Source organism: Actinomadura sp. WMMA1423 (assembly GCF_006547145.1).
In the GTDB taxonomy this organism is placed as follows: domain Bacteria; phylum Actinomycetota; class Actinomycetes; order Streptosporangiales; family Streptosporangiaceae; genus Spirillospora.
The window spans coordinates 1,886,490-1,903,915 of record NZ_CP041244.1 but is presented as its reverse complement, the minus strand read 5'-3'; the positions used below and the strand labels follow the sequence as shown (position 1 = coordinate 1,903,915).

Sequence of the window (17,426 nt, the reverse complement as noted above, 5' to 3'; positions counted from 1 at the left end):
ACGTCGTGACTCACGTATCCGTGCCCGGGAAGATGGGTTTGCGGGCGCTGGCGCCGCACGCGGCGGTGCTCGGTGGGGTCGTGGCCGGGGTCCTGGTCGTGACGTTCGGGGCGGATCCCAATGAGCCCGGGCATTACCCCGGGTGTCCCTTCCTCGGGCTGACCGGGTTCTACTGCCCGGGGTGCGGGATGACGCGGCTCGTCTACGCGCTGGCGCACGGGCGGGTCGGCGTCGCCTTCGGGCTCAACCCGCTGCTCTTCGTCATGCTCCCGGTGTTCGGGTACCTGTACGTGCGGTGGGCGGTCAGGAGCGCGCAAGGGCTGCCGATGCGGTCCGCCCTGTTGCAGCCGGCCGTCGCGTATTCGTTCGCCGGCCTTCTCATCGTCTACTGGATCGTGCGCAACCTGCCGTTCGCGCACGTGCTCGCCCCCTGACGCGCGCGGCCCGGCCAGGGGGAGCCCGGACGGCCCTCCCGGGTGCGGGGGGCGTCGGAGGGGGCGGCTACGATCGGTGCACGGAACGACCTGAAATAGGGGGCCTGCGACCTTGAGCGTTTTGGACGAGATCATCGACGGCGTCCGGGCCGATCTCGCCGACAGGCAGCGCGAGGTCCCGCTCGACGCCCTCAAGGAGCGGGCCGCGAAGGCCCCGGCCCCCAGGGACGCGCTCGGCGCGCTGCGCGGGCAGGGCGTCTCGGTCATCGCCGAGGTCAAGCGCAGCAGCCCGTCCAAGGGCGCGCTCGCCGCCATCGCCGACCCCGCCGCGCTCGCCCGCGACTACGAGGCCGGCGGCGCCAAGGTGATCAGCGTGCTGACCGAGCGGCGCCGGTTCGGCGGCAGCCTCGCCGACCTCGCCGAGGTCCGCGCCAACGTCGACGTCGCCCTCCTGCGCAAGGACTTCATCGTCACCTCCTACCAGTTGTGGGAGGCGCGGGCCGCGGGCGCCGACATGGCGCTGCTGATCGTCGCCGCCCTGGACCAGGACGCCCTCGTCTCGCTGGTCGAGCGCGCCGAGTCGATCGGGCTGGTCCCGCTCGTCGAGGTCCACACCGAGGAGGAGGCCGCCCGCGCGGTGGACGCGGGCGCCAAGGTCATCGGCGTGAACGCCCGCGACCTGCGCACCCTGCAGGTCGACCGCGGCGTGTTCGCCCGGGTGGCGCCGCTCATCCCCAAGGACGTCGTGAAGGTCGCCGAGTCCGGGGTGCGGGGCCCGCACGACCTGCTGGCCTACGCCTCCAGCGGCGCCGACGCGGTGCTGGTGGGGGAGAGCCTCGTGATCGGCAAGGACCCGCGCGCCGCCGTCGCCGACCTCGTCGCCGCGGGGGCACACCCGGCGCTGCGCCAGAGCGGCTGAAGATAGGCTACGGACATGCAGGTCGAACCGCTCCGGGAGCGATGGCGGGGCTGATCCAGGACCCCAGAGATCCGATCACCCGCCTCTCCCACGACAGGACGCGTTTTCTCATGACCATGGACACCGCCTCGCGCGGTGCTGGAGCCCTGCCCGACGCCACGGGCCACTTCGGCCGCTTCGGCGGGCGGTTCGCGCCGGAGGCCCTGATGGCGGCCCTGGACGAGCTCGCCCGCGAGTTCGAGACCGCCAAGAACGACCCCGCCTTCAACGCCGAGCTGGAGGACCTGCTCGCCAACTACGCGGGCCGCCCCAGCCTGCTGACGGAGGCCGCGCGCTTCTCCGAGCACGCGGGCGCCCGGGTGCTGCTCAAGCGCGAGGACCTCAACCACACCGGCTCACACAAGATCAACAACGTGCTCGGCCAGGCGCTGCTCACCAAGCGGATGGGCAAGGGCCGCGTGATCGCCGAGACCGGCGCCGGCCAGCACGGCGTCGCCACCGCCACGGCCGCGGCGCTGCTCGGCCTGAGCTGCACCGTCTACATGGGCGAGGTCGACACCGAGCGGCAGGCCCTCAACGTCGCCCGGATGCGGATGCTCGGCGCCGAGGTGGTCCCCGTGCGGACCGGCAGCCGCACCCTCAAGGACGCCTGCAACGAGGCGTTCCGCGACTGGGTCGCCACCGTCGACGACACCCACTACTGCATCGGCTCGGTGATGGGCCCGCACCCGTTCCCGCTGATGGTCCGCGACTTCCAGCGCGTCATCGGCGTCGAGGCCCGGCGGCAGTGCGTGGAGATGACCGGCGCCCTGCCGGACGCGGTCGTCGCCTGCGTCGGCGGCGGCTCCAACGCGATCGGCACCTTCCACGCCTTCGTCGGCGACGAGTCCGTCCGGCTGTACGGCTTCGAGGCGGGCGGCGACGGCGTCGCCAGCGGCAAGCACGCCGCGACCCTCGTCGGCGGCTCCCTCGGCGTCATCCACGGCATGCGGACCTACCTGCTGCAGGACGACGACGGCCAGACCCTGGAGACCCACTCGATCTCCGCCGGGCTCGACTACCCCGGCGTCGGCCCCGAGCACTCCTGGCTGCACGACACCGGCCGCGCCGAGTACCGCGAGATCACCGACGCCGAGGCGATGGACGCGTTCGCGCTGCTGTGCCGCACCGAGGGCATCATCCCGGCGATCGAGTCCGCGCACGCGCTCGCCGGCGCGCTCAAGGTCGGCAAGGAACTGGGCCCCGACGCCACGATCGTCGTCTGCCTGTCCGGACGGGGCGACAAGGACATGCACACGGCCGCCGCCTTCTTCGGCCTGATGCCCGAAGGAGAGAACGCGTGACCGTCCAGACCGCCTACGACAAGGCCAAGGCCGACGGGCGCGCCGCCCTCGTCGGCTACCTGCCCGCGGGCTTCCCCACCTACGAGGGCGCCGTCGAGGCGGCCCGGACCATGGTGGACGCGGGCTGCGACGTCATCGAGATCGGCCTGCCCTACACCGACCCGATGATGGACGGCCCCACCATCCAGGACGCCGTCCACCGGGCGCTCGTGGGCGGGGTCCGCCTCGCCGACGTCTTCCGCACGGTCGAGGCCGTCGCCGCCACCGGCGTCCCCACCCTCGTCATGACGTACTGGAACCCCGTCGACCGCTACGGCGTCGACCGGTTCGCCCGCGACCTCGCGTCCGCGGGCGGAGCCGGCCTGATCACCCCCGACCTCACGCCCGAGGAGGGCGGGGAGTGGCTGGAGGCCTCGGACGCCCACGGCCTCGACCGGGTGTTCCTCGTCGCGCTCAGCTCCACCGACGAGCGCATCGAGACGATCACCGGGGCGTGCCGCGGCTTCGTCTACGCGGCCTCGCTGATGGGCGTCACCGGCGCCCGCTCCGCCCTCGACACCGGCGCCCCGCGCCTGGTGGAGCGGACCCGCGCCGTCCTGGACAAGGCCGGCCGGGCCCTGCCGGTCGGCCTCGGCCTCGGCGTCGGCACCGGCGCCCAGGCCGCCGAGGTCGCCGGGTTCGCCGACGGCGTGATCGTCGGGTCGGCGTTCATCCGCCGCCTGCTGGACGCGCCCGACCTCGCCTCCGGCCTCGCCGGCGTCCGGGCGCTCACCGAGGAGCTCGCCGCGGGCGTCCGGCACCACCGCTGATCATTGCGGACGGCCCCCGGCGTCCGCGCGGGACCGGCGAAAACCCGGCCCCGCGCGGACGCCGCCGCACGTCGCGGGAACTCGGGGCGGTCCCGCCGTAGTTGAAGGCTTGTGGCGCAGCCGCTCTCCAATAGGGTGTGACCGCCGGCACAGGCGGTCGCGGGAGGATGACGATGACGCAAGAGATGACGGCGAAGAGCCGGGCGGGGGCCGCGGGGCAGCCGCTGCCCCCCGTGTGGCTCCAGGCCGCGGCGTGGGTGCTGACCCTCGCCGGCCTCGGCATCTCCGTCTACCTGACGATCTCGCACTACGACGAGGGCGCCCTCGTGTGCTCCGCGTCCCGGACGGTGGACTGCCACGCCGTCACCACGAGCGAGTACTCCACCCTGGCGGGCGTCCCGATGCCGCTGTTCGGCCTCGCGTTCTTCATCGCGTTCGCCGCGCTGCTGACGCCGTGGGCGCTGCGGTCGACCTGGCCGCCGCTGCGCTGGGGACGGGTCGCGTCCGTGTCGGTGGGCGTGCTGTTCGTGGTCTACCTGGTGACCGTCGAGCTGGCGATCCTGCACAAGATCTGCCTGTGGTGCACCGGTGTCCACGTCATCACCGTCCTGCTGTTCCTCCTCGTCCTGGCCGACGAATTCCGGCGGGTCGGCCAGGTCGACTAGTCTCGCCGTCGTAGCGCGCCGCACGGTGCCGGCGCGGTTCCGCACGCATAGGAGAACCAATGAGCAAGGCCGCACGAGAGCGGTCCGCGAGGGAGCGCCTGGCCGCAGAGCGCAAGCGGCAGGCGGCGCGGGAGAAGCAGCGGCGGCTGCTCGCCATCGTCCTCGGGTCGGTGGTGGCCGTGGCGGTGATCGTGGTCGGAGCCGTCCTCATCATCGACCAGAAGAACAAGAACGGCCGGGCCGAGGTCCACAAGGGCGCGCTCGCCCCCGTCAGCCGCCAGGCCGACGGGTCCATCCTGATGGCGCAGTCCGGGGTCAGCAAGCCGCAGCTGGAGGTCTTCGAGGACTTCCAGTGCCCGATCTGCAAGCAGTTCGAGCAGTCCACCGGCAAGACCATCCAGGACCTCGCCCAGCAGGGCAAGGTCAAGGTCGTCTACCGGCCCTTCCACCTGTTCGGCCAGCAGAAGGACCCCGTCCGCATCAACTCGCTGCGCGCGGCCGAGGCCGCGCTGTGCGTCCCCGCCGGCCAGTGGGTCTCCTACCACGACGCGCTCTTCAAGTTCCAGCCCAACGAGGGAGAGAAGGGCTTCTCGCCCGACGACCTCGTCAAGTGGGGCAAGGACGTCGGCGTCACCGACGCGAACTTCGAGAAGTGCGTGCGGGACGAGCAGAAGAAGTCCACGGTCGACGCGATGACCAAGTACGCCCTGCAGGACCGCGGCGTCCAGGGCACGCCGACCGTCTTCCTGGACGGCAAGCAGCTCGACGCGTCGCAGTTCATGAACCCCGCCGCCCTGCGGGCCACGATCGACTCCGCGGCCGCCGGCAACAAGTGACCGGCCGCGTCCGGGACGCCTGAGACACCCGAGCGCGACGCCGCGCCGCCCCTTCCGGGACGGCGCGGCGTCGCGCTTTCTCACCGCCCGGCGGCTCCCCGCCCGCTACTCTCGTAGACGCTGACCAACACGCAGCGTGGCGATCGGGGGATCGATGAGCGAGCAGGGCAGGGAACCGTCCGCGCGCGAGCGGCTGGCGGACGAACGGAGCCGGGCCGCGGCCCGGCAGCGGCGCCAGAGGCTGATGCTCGTCGTCCTCGGCGCTCTCGCCGTGGCGGCGGTCGCGGTCGTGGTGGCCGTCGTCGCGCTCACCCGCGACGGCAAGAAGCCCCTGGAGAACTCCTACAAGGGCGCGCTGGCGCCCGCCACCCGACAGCGCGACGGCTCCGTGGCGATGGCGCAGCCGGGCGTCGCCTCGCCGGTCCTCGACGTCTGGGAGGACTTCCAGTGCCCCGCCTGCAAGGCCATGGAGGAGCGGATCGGCGCGACCATGAAGCAGCTCGCCGCGCAGGGCAGGCTCAAGGTCGTCTACAGGCCGTTCCAGCTCTTCCAGCAGGACCCGCTCATGGCCAACTCCCGGCGGGCGGCGAACGCCGCCGCCTGCATGCCCGCCGACCACTGGGTCAGGTACCACGACAAGCTCTACGCCGAGCAGCCGCCCGAGGGCAGGACGGGCTTCGCCGACCAGGACCTGATCGGCTGGGCCGAGCAGCTCGGCGTCACCGCCCCCTCCTTCGCCGGCTGCGTCCGCGGGAACCAGAAGATCAAGACGGTGGACCAGGCGAGCGCCCAGGCGGGCAGGGCGGGCATCGACGCGACCCCGTACCTCGCGCTGAACGGCAAGAAGGTCGCGGGTGACGTGTTGGCCTCGCCGGACGACCTCAGGAAGGCCGTCGCCGACGCCGGTGGCGGGTCGCCCGCGCCGGGGAGCACGCAGTCCAGTGCCACGGCCGGCGGCGAGGCGGCGGGCACGGCTTAGATGACGATCTCGTCGCGGTCCTAGAGAGGGCGCGCGCCGCGCCCCGGAGGCGGTAACGTCAACGGTCATGCACCCGGTCGCCTACATACCGAGTCCCTCGCAGGGCGTCTGGCACCTCGGCCCCGTGCCGCTGCGCGCCTACGCCATCATGATCATCCTCGGCATCGTCGTCGCGGTCTGGCTGGGCGAGCGCCGCTGGGCCGCCAAGGGCGGCACGCCCGGCGTGATCATCGACGTGGCCGTATGGGCGGTGCCGTTCGGCCTCGTCGGCGGACGCCTGTACCACGTGATCACCGACTACCAGCGCTACTTCGGGGAGAACGGCGAGCCGCTTCGGGCGCTGGAGATCTGGAAGGGCGGCCTCGGCATCTGGGGCGCCGTCGCGCTCGGCGCGCTCGGCGCGGTCATCGGCTGCCGCCGGCGCGGGATCTCGGTACTGGCGCTCGGCGACGCGGTGGCGCCCGGCATCGCGCTCGCGCAGGCGATCGGACGCTGGGGCAACTACTGGAACCAGGAGCTCTACGGCCGCCCGCTGGACACCTTCTGGGCCCTGAAGATCGACGAGAACCACCGTCCGATGCTGGACGGCGGACCGGGCCTCGACCCGAAGTACGCCGACGTCGCGACCTACCACCCGACGTTCCTGTACGAGTCGCTGTGGTGCGTCGGCGTCGCGGTCCTGGTGATCTGGGCCGACCGCCGCTACAAGCTCACGCACGGCCGCGCGTTCGCCCTCTACGTCGCCGCCTACACCGTCGGGCGCGGCTGGATCGAGGCGCTGCGCATCGACGACGCCCACCACATCCTCGGGCTGCGGCTGAACGACTGGACGTCCATCGTCATCTTCCTCGGCGCGGTCGCCTACCTGTACCTGGCCCGCGGCCGCACCGGCCCCGAGAACGTCGGCGCCCCGGCCACCGCCGCCGCGGCGCCCGCCGCGCCCGCCGCGGAGACCTCTGAGGCGCGGGGCGGCGCGGAGGACGACGCGCAGAAGGACGCGCAGAAGAACGTCCGGGTCATCGAGAAGCCGGCGGTCGAGGACGCGATCGCCGAGAACGCGAAGGCCACCGACGAGGTACCGGCCGTGGAGCCCTCGGCGCAGGCCGAGCCCGCGCAGGCCGAGCCCGCGCAGGCCGAGCCCGCGCAGGCCGAGCCCGTGCTGGACGAGCCCGCGCAGGCCGAACCCGTGCTGGACGGAGCCGCTCAGGACGAGGCGGTCCAGGACGAGCCCGCGCTGGGCGAGGACGCTCAGGACGGGACCGCGGAGGCCCCGGAGCCGGGGGTCGGGGAGCCCGCGGCGGACGGTGCGGAGGCGGAGATCGTCGAGACGCCCGAGCCGGAGGCCGGGGCCGCGCAGGAGGATCCCGCGCCCGAGACGAAGGGCGCCGGCGCGGTGGAGCCGGAGGCGGAGAGCGCGCCGGAGAGCGGCCCCGAGGCCGTGGACGGCGGCGACGCCCCCGCCGCCGAGGCCGCGGAGGCGGCCGAGGACAATGATGCCGACGGTGCCGCCGGCCACGATCGCGTGGAGAAGGGGGAGCCCGTCAAGGACGGGAAGTAGGCAGGGCGACGGTGTCCGACGCAGGCGAGAAGGCCGGGAAGCACGGCGTGCGGCCGGAGCAGCACCACCAGCACCGGGACGTCACCGGCGGCTGGCTGCGGCCCGCGGTGTTCGGCGCGATGGACGGGCTGGTCTCCAACTTCGCCCTGATCGCCGGGGTCGCGGGCGGCCAGGCCACCCAGAAGGTCGTGCTGCTGGCGGGCCTCGCGGGCCTGGCCGCGGGCGCGTTCTCGATGGCGGCGGGGGAGTACATCTCGGTCGCCTCCCAGTCGGAGCTGGCGGAGGCGGAGATCGAGGTGGAGCGGCTGGAGCTCGCCCGCCACCCGGCGGCCGAGCAGCGGGAGCTGGCCGAGGTCTTCGAGGCGCGCGGCGTCGATCCCGAGACCGCCGCCGAGGTCGCGCGGCAGCTGTCCCGCGACCCCGACGAGGCGCTGGAGGTGCACGCCCGGGAGGAGCTCGGGGTGACGCCCGGCGACCTGCCCTCGCCCGTCCTGGCGGCCGGCTCGTCCTTCCTGTCGTTCGCGGTCGGCGCGCTGCTGCCGGTGCTGCCGTACCTGCTGGGCGCCACCAGCCTGTGGCCGGCGGCGGGCCTCGCGGCGCTCGGGCTCTTCGGCGCCGGGGCCCTGGTGTCGCGGATCACGGCCCGCGCGTGGTGGTTCGGCGGGACGCGGCAGCTGCTGTTCGGCGCCGCCGCGGCGGTCATCACCTACGGGTTCGGCGCGCTGATCGGTAGTAACGGGCTGTAGCCCAAGGAATCTGGGCGAAACAACCTTTTGGGCGCGCGGGGGCGCCCCGGACCGCTAAGCTCCGGGGCTGTGATCGAGGCTCGTGACACCGGTTCCGCGGAGGCCGCCGAGGGCCGCCGGCGGGACTTCTGGCCGTCGGACGACTCCGGCCGCAAGCTCCCCAGTCCGAAGCTGCTGTTCGGCGCGGCCGCCGCGCTGGTCGCGGTGATCGTGGCGGTCGTCGCCGTGGTCCTGCTGACCGGCGGCGGCGACGAGGCGAAGCCGCAGAAGCAGTCGATGCCGACCGCCTACGCGCCGGACTACCTGGGCGAGGGCTTCGCCAAGCTCGCCTCCAGGTCGAGCGACACCCGCCCGATCACCGAGGGCGAGGCGTTCTCCGCCAAGACCCTGAAGTCGGGCAAGTACGCGTTCACGCTGGCCGAGTCCCAGCTGAGCTCCGACTGCAAGGGGGCCACCTGGGGTGGCCGCCTGCAGGGCGACCTCGCCAAGTTCCAGTGCAGCCAGATCGCCCGCGCCGCCTACGTCAGCGAGGACAAGAAGTACGTCGGCCAGTTCGCGGTGATCAACCTGGTGAGCCAGGAGGGCGTCCAGCAGGTCCTCCGCGACCTGGAGCCGGCGACCAACGCGGGCTGGGTGTCCCCGCTGCAGCCGAAGGGCGTCCCCGCGTTCGGGCCCGGGTTCACCGCCGCCTACACCAAGACCTACGGCCACTACGCCGTGGTCACCTGGGTGGCGCGGGCCGGGGGAGCGCAGCCCGCCTCGCTCAACGAGATGATCGATGTGAGCCTGGTCATCGAGAACGCCGCCGACTTCCTGTACGGGCGCCTCGACCTGGTCTCCGGCGGGAAGACCGGGCAGTGAGCCGTCCGGGGGCGGCCGTGCCCGCGGCCGGCGGCGAGTAGTCTGCGCGGTCGTGGACCCCGATGAGCACCGCCGCGGCTCCGGGCGGCCTCCGGCGAACCGCCCGGGCCGCCGGCAGCCCGCCGCGCGCAGGACGCCGCAGTCCCGAGGGGGCGGCCAGCGCCGCACCCCGCCGCCCCGCCGGCCCGCGCCCCGCCGCGAACGCCCCGCTCCGCCGCCTCCCAGGACGCCCTACGACGACGTCCCCTACGAGGAGGACGCCTTCCAGGACGACGCGTTCCCACCCGCGGACGTCCACAGCGGCTTCCCGCCCGACGGCCCCGCCGACGGCGCGCCCCGCGCCGGGAGGCCGGACAAGCGCGGCAAGAGCCCGCAGAGCAAGGGCAAGCAGGGCAAGGGCAAGCAGGGCAAGGGCAAGCAGGGCAAGGGCAAGCAGGGCAAGAGCAAGCGCGACAAGGCCAAGCCTGGCAAGGCGAAGAACGCCGGCGCGCCTTCGGGGCGTCCCGGAGCACCGGATCGCCAGGGCGGCCCGGCGCGGCGCGCGGGCGGCCCGGGCGCGAAGCTCTACTTCGTCGCGGCGGCCGTCCTGGGGGTCCTGGTCCTGCTCGGCGCCGCGGCGATCGCCCTGAGCGGCGACGACGCCCCGGCACCGAAGGGGCGGGCCGACGCGAGGATCGGGCGGGCCGCCGGAACCGGCCCGTCGCCGATCTCCTACTCGAGCTCGCCCTCCAGCTCCGCCTACGCCGGGATCGCGACCCGCGGCAAGGACCCGAGCCCCCTGACGGCAGCCGAGGCGTTCCCGTCCTCGGCGGCGAAGCTGCCCCTCCCGGACGGGAAGGTCGTGGTGAAGCTGCGGGCCAAGCGCCTCGACGCCGACTGCGCAGCCGCCGTCTGGGGAGCGTCCGTCGCCGAGGAACTCGGCAAGGGAGGCTGCACGCAGGCCGCCCGCGAGATCTACTCCGACACCGAGCACGGGTACGCGCTGGCCGTCGCCGTGTTCAACCTGGCGGGCTCGGCGGACGCCGACCGGTTCGTCGCCAGGCTGGAGACCACGATCGGCGCGGGCTTCGTCCGGCCGCTGGAGGCCGCCGCCCCGCTGGACTCCTTCGGGCGGGGCTTCGGCATGGCCCGGGGCCTCGCGATGGGGCACTTCGCGGTGGTGTCGTGGGCGCAGCGCCTGGACGGCAAGGGCGACGAGAAGGACGAGAACCTGCTGTCGCTGCTGATCGAGGGCGGCAAGGCCCCGGCGGTGCTCGGCCGCGCGGCCCGCGGAGCCGGCTGAGTCCGGTCCCCGTGCGAGACCCGGGGCGGTCCCGGGTTTGGGGCGGTGCCCATCTCGGGTAGGTCTGGGCGTGGTGCCGTAAACGCCCGGTCCCGGTGACGATCCTCACCGAGGTCACGGCGTTTCGCGGCGGGACCGAGCCGGTAGCCTGGTCTAAACCACTTGGAGATGACGCACGTCCGATCGCGCCGACGAAGTTCGCGATCCGGTACAGCCGGGCATGATCCCGGCAGTGATGTAATGTCATCTCACCGCTGCAGGGCCAACGTCGTCCCGTGCCGCACTGACATCGAAGCAGTGACACGACGACGGGAGGGTTGATGGCTGCTGCTGCCCTCACACCTGATGGCCGTGTACAGGGACGCCCCCAGCCCCAGGGCCTGTACGACCCGGCCAACGAGCACGACGCCTGCGGCGTCGGCATGGTCGCCGACCTGCACGGACGCAAGAGCCACGACATCGTCCAGAACGCCCTGGACGTGCTGAAGAACCTCGACCACCGCGGCGCGGTGGGCGCGGAGCCGGACGACGGCGACGGCGTCGGCATCCTCGTCCAGATCCCGGACGCGTTCTTCCGCGAGGTCTGCGACTTCCCGCTCCCGGACGCCGGCGGCTACGCGGCCGGCGTCGCCTTCCTGCCCGTGGACGTCGACGAGAGGGCCGCCGCGGTCGCCCACGTCGAGACGCTGTGCGTGCAGGAGGGCCTGTCGGTCCTCGGCTGGCGCGAGCTCCCCCACGACCCCGACTTCACCGGCCCGGCCGCCCGCCGGGTCATGCCGCACTTCGCGCAGCTGTTCGTCGCCCCCGCGACGGGCGGCCCGCACGAGGGCAAGACCGGCCTGGAGCTGGACCGCGCCGTCTTCTGCATGCGCGAGCGCGCCGAGCAGGACGTGCGGGTCTACTTCCCGAGCCTGTCCAGCCGGACGGTCGTCTACAAGGGGATGCTGACGACCCCGCAGCTGGAGCCGTTCTTCCCCGACCTGTCGGACCGCCGCTTCACCAGCGCGATCGCCCTGGTCCACTCGCGGTTCTCGACCAACACGTTCCCGGCCTGGGAGCTGGCCCACCCGTACCGGTTCATCGCCCACAACGGCGAGATCAACACCGTGAAGGGCAACCGGAACTGGATGCGGGCCCGCGAGGCGCTGCTGAAGTCCGACCTGCTCCCCGGCGACATCTCCCGGATCTTCCCGGTGATCGACATCGAGGCCTCCGACACCGCGTCGTTCGACGAGTGCCTGGAGCTGCTGCACCTCGGCGGCCGGTCGCTGCCGCACGCGGTGCTGATGATGATCCCGGAGGCGTGGGAGAACCACACCGAGATGGACGCCGAGCGCCGGGCGTTCTACGAGTTCCACTCCACGCTGATGGAGGCGTGGGACGGCCCCGCCAGCGTCAGCTTCACCGACGGCACCGTCGTCGGCGCGGTCCTGGACCGCAACGGGCTGCGCCCGGGCCGGTACTGGGTGACCGACGACGGCCTGGTCGTGCTGGCCAGCGAGGCCGGCGTGCTCGACATCCCCGCCGACAGGGTGGTCCGCAAGGGCCGCCTGCAGCCCGGCAAGATCTTCCTCGTGGACACCGCCGCGGGGCGGATCGTCGAGGACGACGAGGTCAAGGCCGAGCTGGCCGCCGAGCACCCCTACGGGCAGTGGCTGCACGAGGGGCTCGTCCGGTTCGAGGAGCTGCCGCAGCGCGAGCGGGAGATCCCGACCCACGAGACGCTCGTCCGGCGCCAGCAGACGTTCGGCTACACCCTCGAAGAGCAGCGGATCATCCTGACGCCGATGGCGCGGACGGGCGCGGAGCCGATCGGGTCGATGGGCACCGACACCCCGATCGCGGTGCTGTCGGAGCGCCCGCGGCTGCTGTTCGACTACTTCAAGCAGCTGTTCGCGCAGGTCACGAACCCGCCGCTGGACGCGATCCGCGAGGAGCTCGTCACCTCGCTGCAGTCCACGCTCGGCCCGGAGGGCAACCTGCTGGAGCCCGGCCCGGACTCGTGCCGGCGCCTGGTGCTGCCGACCCCGATCCTGGACAACGACGAGCTCTCCAAGATCATCCATATCGACGACGAGGGGTCGCTGCCGCACCTGGCCGCCTACGTCGTGCACGGCCTCTACGAGGTCGCCGGCGGGGGAGAGGCCCTCCAGGCCCGCCTGGAGGAGATCAACTCCGAGGTCAGCCGGGCCATCGAGGCCGGCGCGCGGATAATCGTGCTGTCGGACCGCGGCGCCGACTCCGCCCGCGCCGCGATCCCGTCGCTGCTGCTGACCGGCGCGGTGCACCACCACCTGATCCGGGAGAAGACCCGCACGCAGGTGGGCCTGGTGATCGAGACGGGCGAGGCCCGCGAGTGCCACCACATGGCGCTGCTCATCGGGTACGGCGCGTCCGCGATCAACCCGTACCTGGCGATCGAGACCGTCGAGGACCTCGTCCGCGGCGGCGCGCTCGAGGGGCTCGACCCGGCCAAGGCCGTCCGGAACCTCGTGAAGGCCTACGGCAAGGGCGTCCTGAAGGTCATGTCGAAGATGGGCGTGTCCACGGTCGCGTCCTACACCGGCGCGCAGATCTTCGAGGCGATCGGGCTGGGCGGGGACGTGGTGTCGCGCTGCTTCACCGGCACCACCTCCCGGCTCGGCGGCGTCGGCTTCGACGTGCTGGCCCGCGAGGTGTCCGAGCGGCACGCCCGCGCCTACCCGCCCGGCGGCAACGAGCTGGCGCACCGCACCCTGGAGGTCGGCGGCGAGTACCAGTGGCGCCGCGAGGGCGAGCCGCACCTGTTCAACCCGGACACGGTGTTCAAGCTCCAGCACGCCACCCGCACCCGCCGCTACGAGATCTTCAAGGAGTACACCTCCAAGGTCGACTCGCAGGCCGAGGAGCTGATGACGCTCCGCGGGCTGTTCAGGCTCCGGGAGGGCGACCGGGAGCCGGTGCCGATCGAGGAGGTCGAGCCGGTATCGGAGATCGTCAAGCGGTTCTCCACCGGCGCGATGTCCTACGGTTCCATCTCGGCGGAGGCGCACGAGACCCTCGCGATCGCGATGAACCGCCTCGGCGGCAAGTCCAACACCGGCGAGGGCGGCGAGGACCCGGCGCGCTTCACCCCGGACGAGAACGGCGACCTGCGGCGCAGCGCGATCAAGCAGGTGGCCTCCGGCCGGTTCGGCGTGACCTCGGAGTACCTCACCAACTCCGACGACATCCAGATCAAGATGGCGCAGGGCGCCAAGCCCGGCGAGGGCGGCCAGCTGCCCGGCCACAAGGTCTACCCGTGGATCGCCAAGACGCGGCACTCCACCCCGGGCGTCGGCCTCATCTCGCCGCCGCCGCACCACGACATCTACTCGATCGAGGACCTCGCCCAGCTCATCCACGACCTGAAGAACGCCAACCCGGCGGCGCGCGTGCACGTCAAGCTCGTCTCCGAGGTCGGCGTGGGCACGGTCGCGGCCGGGGTGTCCAAGGCGCACGCCGACGTGGTGCTCATCTCCGGGCACGACGGCGGCACCGGCGCGTCCCCGCTGACGTCGCTGAAGCACGCCGGCGCGCCCTGGGAGCTCGGGCTCGCCGAGACGCAGCAGACGCTGCTGCTGAACGGGCTGCGCGACCGCATCGTCGTGCAGACCGACGGGCAGATGAAGACCGGCCGCGACGTGGTCGTCGCGGCGCTGCTCGGCGCAGAGGAGTACGGCTTCGCGACCGCGCCGCTGGTGGTGTCGGGCTGCATCATGATGCGGGTCTGCCACCTGGACACCTGCCCGGTCGGCGTCGCCACCCAGAACCCGGTGCTGCGGCGGCGTTTCGCCGGCAAGCCCGAGTTCGTGGTGAACTTCTTCGAGTTCGTCGCCGAGGAGGTCCGCGAGTACCTGGCGGCCCTCGGGTTCCGGTCGCTGGACGAGGCGATCGGCCACGTCGAGATGATCGACACCCGCGAGGCGGTCGAGCACTGGAAGGCCGCCGGGCTCGACCTGGCGCCGATCCTGCACGCCCCCGAGCCCTGGGCGGGCGGGGCCCTGCACCGCGTCACCGAGCAGGACCACGGGCTGGAGAAGGCCCTGGACAACACGCTGATCCAGCTCGCCGAGGGCGCGATCTCGTTCGGCGACCCGGTGCGGCTGGAGCTGCCGATCCGCAACGTCAACCGGACGGTCGGGACCATGCTCGGCCACGAGGTGACCAAGAAGTGGGGCGGCGGCGGCCTCCCCGACGACACCGTCGACGTCTCCTTCACCGGCTCGGCGGGCAACTCGTTCGGCGCGTTCGTGCCGCGCGGCATCACGCTGCGGCTGGTCGGCGACGCCAACGACTACGTCGGCAAGGGCCTGTCGGGCGGGCGGCTCACGCTGCGTCCCCCGGCGGACGCCGGGTTCGCGGCCGAGGAGCAGATCATCGGCGGCAACGTGATCCTGTACGGGGCCACGTCCGGCGAGCTGTTCGCCCGCGGCGTCGTCGGCGAGCGGTTCTGCGTCCGCAACTCCGGCGCGACCGCGGTCGTCGAGGGCGTCGGCGACCACGCCTGCGAGTACATGACCGGGGGCCGCGCGGTGATCCTCGGCCGGACGGGCCGCAACCTCGCGGCCGGCATGTCCGGCGGCATCGCCTACGTCCTGGACCTGGTGCCCGAGCGGGTCAACGGCGAGATGGTCGACCTGGAGCCGCTGGACTCCGCGGACGTGGAGTTCGTCCGGACGCTTACCGAGCGGCACCTGGCCGAGACCGGCTCGGCGGTGGCCCGGCGGCTGCTGGAGGACTGGGACGCCACGGCCGCCCGCTTCACCAAGATCATGCCGCGCGACTACCGGCGGGTCCTGGACGCCATGGCCAGGGCCGAGGCCGAGGGACGCGACGTCGACGAGGCCGTCATGGCCGCGGCGCAGAGCTGAGAGGGGGACTTCCGAAATGGCTGACCCGAAGGGCTTCCTGACCGTCGGGCGGGAGCTCCCGAAGCGCCGCCCGGTCGACGTGCGCATCAAGAGCTGGTCGGAGGTGTACGAGGACTTCGGCACCGACCGGCTGGAGAAGCAGGCGAGCCGCTGCATGGACTGCGGCATCCCGTTCTGCCACCAGGGCTGCCCGCTCGGCAACCTCATCCCCGAGTGGAACGACCTCGTGTACCGCAAGGACTGGCACGAGGCCGTGGAGCGGCTGCACGCCACCAACAACTTCCCGGAGTTCACCGGGAGGCTGTGCCCGGCCCCGTGCGAGAGCGCCTGCGTCCTCGGCATCAACCAGGACCCGGTGACCATCAAGCGGGTCGAGGTCGAGATCATCGACCGGGCGTTCGCCGAGGGCTGGGTGCGCCCGGTGCCGCCGGCCGTGCAGACCGGCAGGCGGGTCGCCGTGGTCGGCTCGGGGCCCGCGGGCCTCGCCGCCGCCCAGCAGCTCACCCGCGCCGGGCACGACGTCACGGTGTACGAGCGCGCCGACCGCGTCGGCGGCCTGCTGCGCTACGGCATCCCCGAGTTCAAGATGGAGAAGCGGCACCTCGACCGGCGCCTCGCGCAGATGCGGGCCGAGGGCACCGCCTTCCGGACCTCGGTGAACGTCGGCGTCGACCTCACCGCGGACGAGCTGCGCGCGTCCCACGACGCCGTCGTCCTGGCGGGCGGCGCCACCGTCTGGCGGGACCTCCCCGTTCCGGGGCGCGAGCTCAAGGGCGTCTACCAGGCGATGGAGTACCTGCCGCCGTCGAACAGGGCGCAGGAGGGCGACTACGAGGAGTCGCCCATCTCCGCCAAGGGCAAGCACGTCGTCGTCATCGGCGGCGGCGACACCGGCGCCGACTGCATCGGCACCGCGATCCGGCAGGGCGCGGCGTCGGTCACCCAGCTGGAGATCATGCCGCAGCCGCCGCAGGCGCGCCCCGACGGCCAGCCGTGGCCGACGTACCCGATGCTGTTCAAGGTGGAGAGCGCCCACGAGGAGCTCGCCGGCATGGGCGGCGACCGCGTCTACGCCGTGTCCACCACCGAGTTCCTGGGCGACGCCGACGGCAACGTCCGCGCGCTCAGGCTGGTGGAGGTCGGCGGCCCGCAGACGGGGTTCGCGCCCGTCGAGGGCACCGAGCGGGAGATCCCCGCAGAGCTGGTCACCCTCGCCATGGGCTTCCTCGGCCCGCAGCGCGAGGGGCTGCTCGAGCAGCTCGGCGTCGAGCTGGACCAGCGCGGCAACGTGGTCCGCGACGGCGACTACCGGACGTCGGTGGACGGCGTGTTCGCCGCGGGGGACATGGGCCGCGGCCAGTCCCTGATCGTCTGGGCCATCGCCGAGGGCCGCGCCGCCGCGCACGGCGTCGACGCCTACCTCGGCGGCCGGACGGACCTGCCGTATCCGATCCCGCCGACGGCGCGTCCGATCGCCTGACCCGCGCGCGTGAGCAAGGCCCTGGAGGGTTCTCCTCCAGGGCCTTGCCGTCGTCCGGGGTCCGTCATCGGGCGGCGGGGCGCCGCAGCAGGGGCAGGAGAGCCACGGCGACCACGACGTGGATGACGGCCAGCGCGGCGCGGGTGGCGGGGCTGGCCTGCTCCAGGCCGAGCGGGACGAACGACAGCGCCAGCACGGCGCCGGCGAGGACGCTCCAGACCACCCGCGCGTGCCGGGTGAAGCGCTCCAGCAGCGCCATCGAGCCCCAGCCCAGCAGCCCGAACACCAGGGTGAATACCGCGATCTCCGGGACGATCATGTGGTGCGGCTCGGTCTTGCCGGGGTCGGTGAGCAGGAAGTCCGTGCCCGCCGCCGCCGCGCCCAGGTAGACGGCGGTGTTGGCGGCGACCGCGGCGGCGACGGCCGCGGCGCGGGTCTTCCGGACGCTCCGGGCCGCCGCGGGGGTGCGGGTGCCGGTGGCGGTCGTGGCGGCGGTCGTGGTGGCGGTGGCGGTGGCGGCGGCGGGGGTCGCGGTGGTGGCCATTGCGTGCTCCTTCGTTCGTTCCCGTTCGTTCCTTGCTGCTGCTCCACAGCCTCTCCTAGAAAAATCGAACTGTCAAGA

The 17,426-nt window shown here is 73.0% G+C and carries 14 protein-coding genes; 13 read left to right on the top strand and 1 reads right to left on the bottom strand.

Annotated features, from left to right (window positions below; translation table 11 throughout):
• Positions 1 to 5 precede the first annotated feature (5 nt).
• The 13 genes from FKD65_RS08795 to FKD65_RS08735 all read left to right on the top strand — a co-directional run bounded on the left by FKD65_RS08795 (position 6) and on the right by FKD65_RS08735 (position 16,804).
• On the top strand, positions 6 to 434 hold the full coding sequence (locus FKD65_RS08795; protein ID WP_240810037.1) for a DUF2752 domain-containing protein: 429 nt from the start codon (positions 6 to 8) through the stop codon (positions 432 to 434).
• Positions 435 to 546: 112 nt separating this feature from the next.
• Positions 547 to 1,353 (top strand): indole-3-glycerol phosphate synthase TrpC, encoded by an 807-nt coding sequence (trpC, locus tag FKD65_RS08790; protein ID WP_141576992.1) that lies wholly within the window; start codon positions 547 to 549, stop codon positions 1,351 to 1,353.
• Positions 1,354 to 1,463: 110 nt separating this feature from the next.
• Complete coding sequence (gene trpB, locus FKD65_RS08785) at positions 1,464 to 2,696, top strand: tryptophan synthase subunit beta (protein WP_141576991.1); 1,233 nt, start codon at positions 1,464 to 1,466, stop codon at positions 2,694 to 2,696.
• On the top strand, positions 2,693 to 3,505 hold the full coding sequence (trpA, locus tag FKD65_RS08780) for a tryptophan synthase subunit alpha (RefSeq protein ID WP_141576990.1): 813 nt from the start codon (positions 2,693 to 2,695) through the stop codon (positions 3,503 to 3,505). Before trpB ends, trpA begins: the two co-directional genes overlap by 4 nt.
• Positions 3,506 to 3,678: 173 nt before the next feature.
• Positions 3,679 to 4,170, top strand: a complete 492-nt coding sequence (locus tag FKD65_RS08775) for a vitamin K epoxide reductase family protein (protein ID WP_240810036.1) — start codon at positions 3,679 to 3,681, stop codon at positions 4,168 to 4,170.
• Positions 4,171 to 4,229: 59 nt separating this feature from the next.
• Complete coding sequence (locus FKD65_RS08770) at positions 4,230 to 5,006, top strand: thioredoxin domain-containing protein (RefSeq protein WP_141576988.1); 777 nt, start codon at positions 4,230 to 4,232, stop codon at positions 5,004 to 5,006.
• Between the two features lie 154 nt (positions 5,007 to 5,160).
• Complete coding sequence (locus tag FKD65_RS08765) at positions 5,161 to 5,985, top strand: thioredoxin domain-containing protein (protein WP_141576987.1); 825 nt, start codon at positions 5,161 to 5,163, stop codon at positions 5,983 to 5,985.
• Between the two features lie 67 nt (positions 5,986 to 6,052).
• Positions 6,053 to 7,543 (top strand): prolipoprotein diacylglyceryl transferase, encoded by a 1,491-nt coding sequence (gene lgt, locus FKD65_RS08760; RefSeq protein ID WP_141576986.1) that lies wholly within the window; start codon positions 6,053 to 6,055, stop codon positions 7,541 to 7,543.
• 11 nt (positions 7,544 to 7,554) lie between these two features.
• Positions 7,555 to 8,289, top strand: coding sequence for a VIT1/CCC1 transporter family protein (locus tag FKD65_RS08755; protein WP_240810035.1), 735 nt, complete (start codon positions 7,555 to 7,557; stop codon positions 8,287 to 8,289).
• Between the two features lie 69 nt (positions 8,290 to 8,358).
• Complete coding sequence (locus FKD65_RS08750; protein ID WP_141576985.1) at positions 8,359 to 9,150, top strand: hypothetical protein; 792 nt, start codon at positions 8,359 to 8,361, stop codon at positions 9,148 to 9,150.
• Between the two features lie 52 nt (positions 9,151 to 9,202).
• Positions 9,203 to 10,432 carry a hypothetical protein gene (locus tag FKD65_RS08745; RefSeq protein WP_141576984.1) on the top strand — a complete coding sequence of 410 codons (1,230 nt, stop codon included), beginning with the start codon at positions 9,203 to 9,205 and terminating at the stop codon, positions 10,430 to 10,432.
• A gap of 320 nt (positions 10,433 to 10,752) precedes the next feature.
• On the top strand, positions 10,753 to 15,324 hold the full coding sequence (gene gltB, locus FKD65_RS08740) for a glutamate synthase large subunit (protein WP_141576983.1): 4,572 nt from the start codon (positions 10,753 to 10,755) through the stop codon (positions 15,322 to 15,324).
• 16 nt (positions 15,325 to 15,340) lie between these two features.
• Complete coding sequence (locus FKD65_RS08735) at positions 15,341 to 16,804, top strand: glutamate synthase subunit beta (RefSeq protein WP_141576982.1); 1,464 nt, start codon at positions 15,341 to 15,343, stop codon at positions 16,802 to 16,804.
• Positions 16,805 to 16,868: 64 nt separating this feature from the next.
• On the opposite strand, the gene FKD65_RS44095 is transcribed toward FKD65_RS08735, so the two are convergent.
• Entirely contained in the window at positions 16,869 to 17,348 is a 480-nt protein-coding gene (locus FKD65_RS44095; RefSeq protein ID WP_168220989.1) for a DUF6069 family protein, read from the bottom strand.
• Positions 17,349 to 17,426 lie beyond the last annotated feature (78 nt).

Excerpts from the sequence above, each read along its gene's own strand:
- FKD65_RS44095 (WP_168220989.1), bottom strand. The coding sequence starts at position 17,348 with ATGGCCACCACCGCGACCCCCGCCGCCGCCACCGCCACCGCCACCACG.
- FKD65_RS08765 (WP_141576987.1), top strand. The coding sequence starts at position 5,161 with ATGAGCGAGCAGGGCAGGGAACCGTCCGCGCGCGAGCGGCTGGCGGAC.
- trpB (WP_141576991.1), top strand. The coding sequence starts at position 1,464 with ATGACCATGGACACCGCCTCGCGCGGTGCTGGAGCCCTGCCCGACGCC.
- lgt (WP_141576986.1), top strand. The coding sequence starts at position 6,053 with ATGCACCCGGTCGCCTACATACCGAGTCCCTCGCAGGGCGTCTGGCAC.
- FKD65_RS08775 (WP_240810036.1), top strand. The coding sequence starts at position 3,679 with ATGACGCAAGAGATGACGGCGAAGAGCCGGGCGGGGGCCGCGGGGCAG.
- FKD65_RS08735 (WP_141576982.1), top strand. The coding sequence starts at position 15,341 with ATGGCTGACCCGAAGGGCTTCCTGACCGTCGGGCGGGAGCTCCCGAAG.
- gltB (WP_141576983.1), top strand. The coding sequence starts at position 10,753 with ATGGCTGCTGCTGCCCTCACACCTGATGGCCGTGTACAGGGACGCCCC.
- FKD65_RS08770 (WP_141576988.1), top strand. The coding sequence starts at position 4,230 with ATGAGCAAGGCCGCACGAGAGCGGTCCGCGAGGGAGCGCCTGGCCGCA.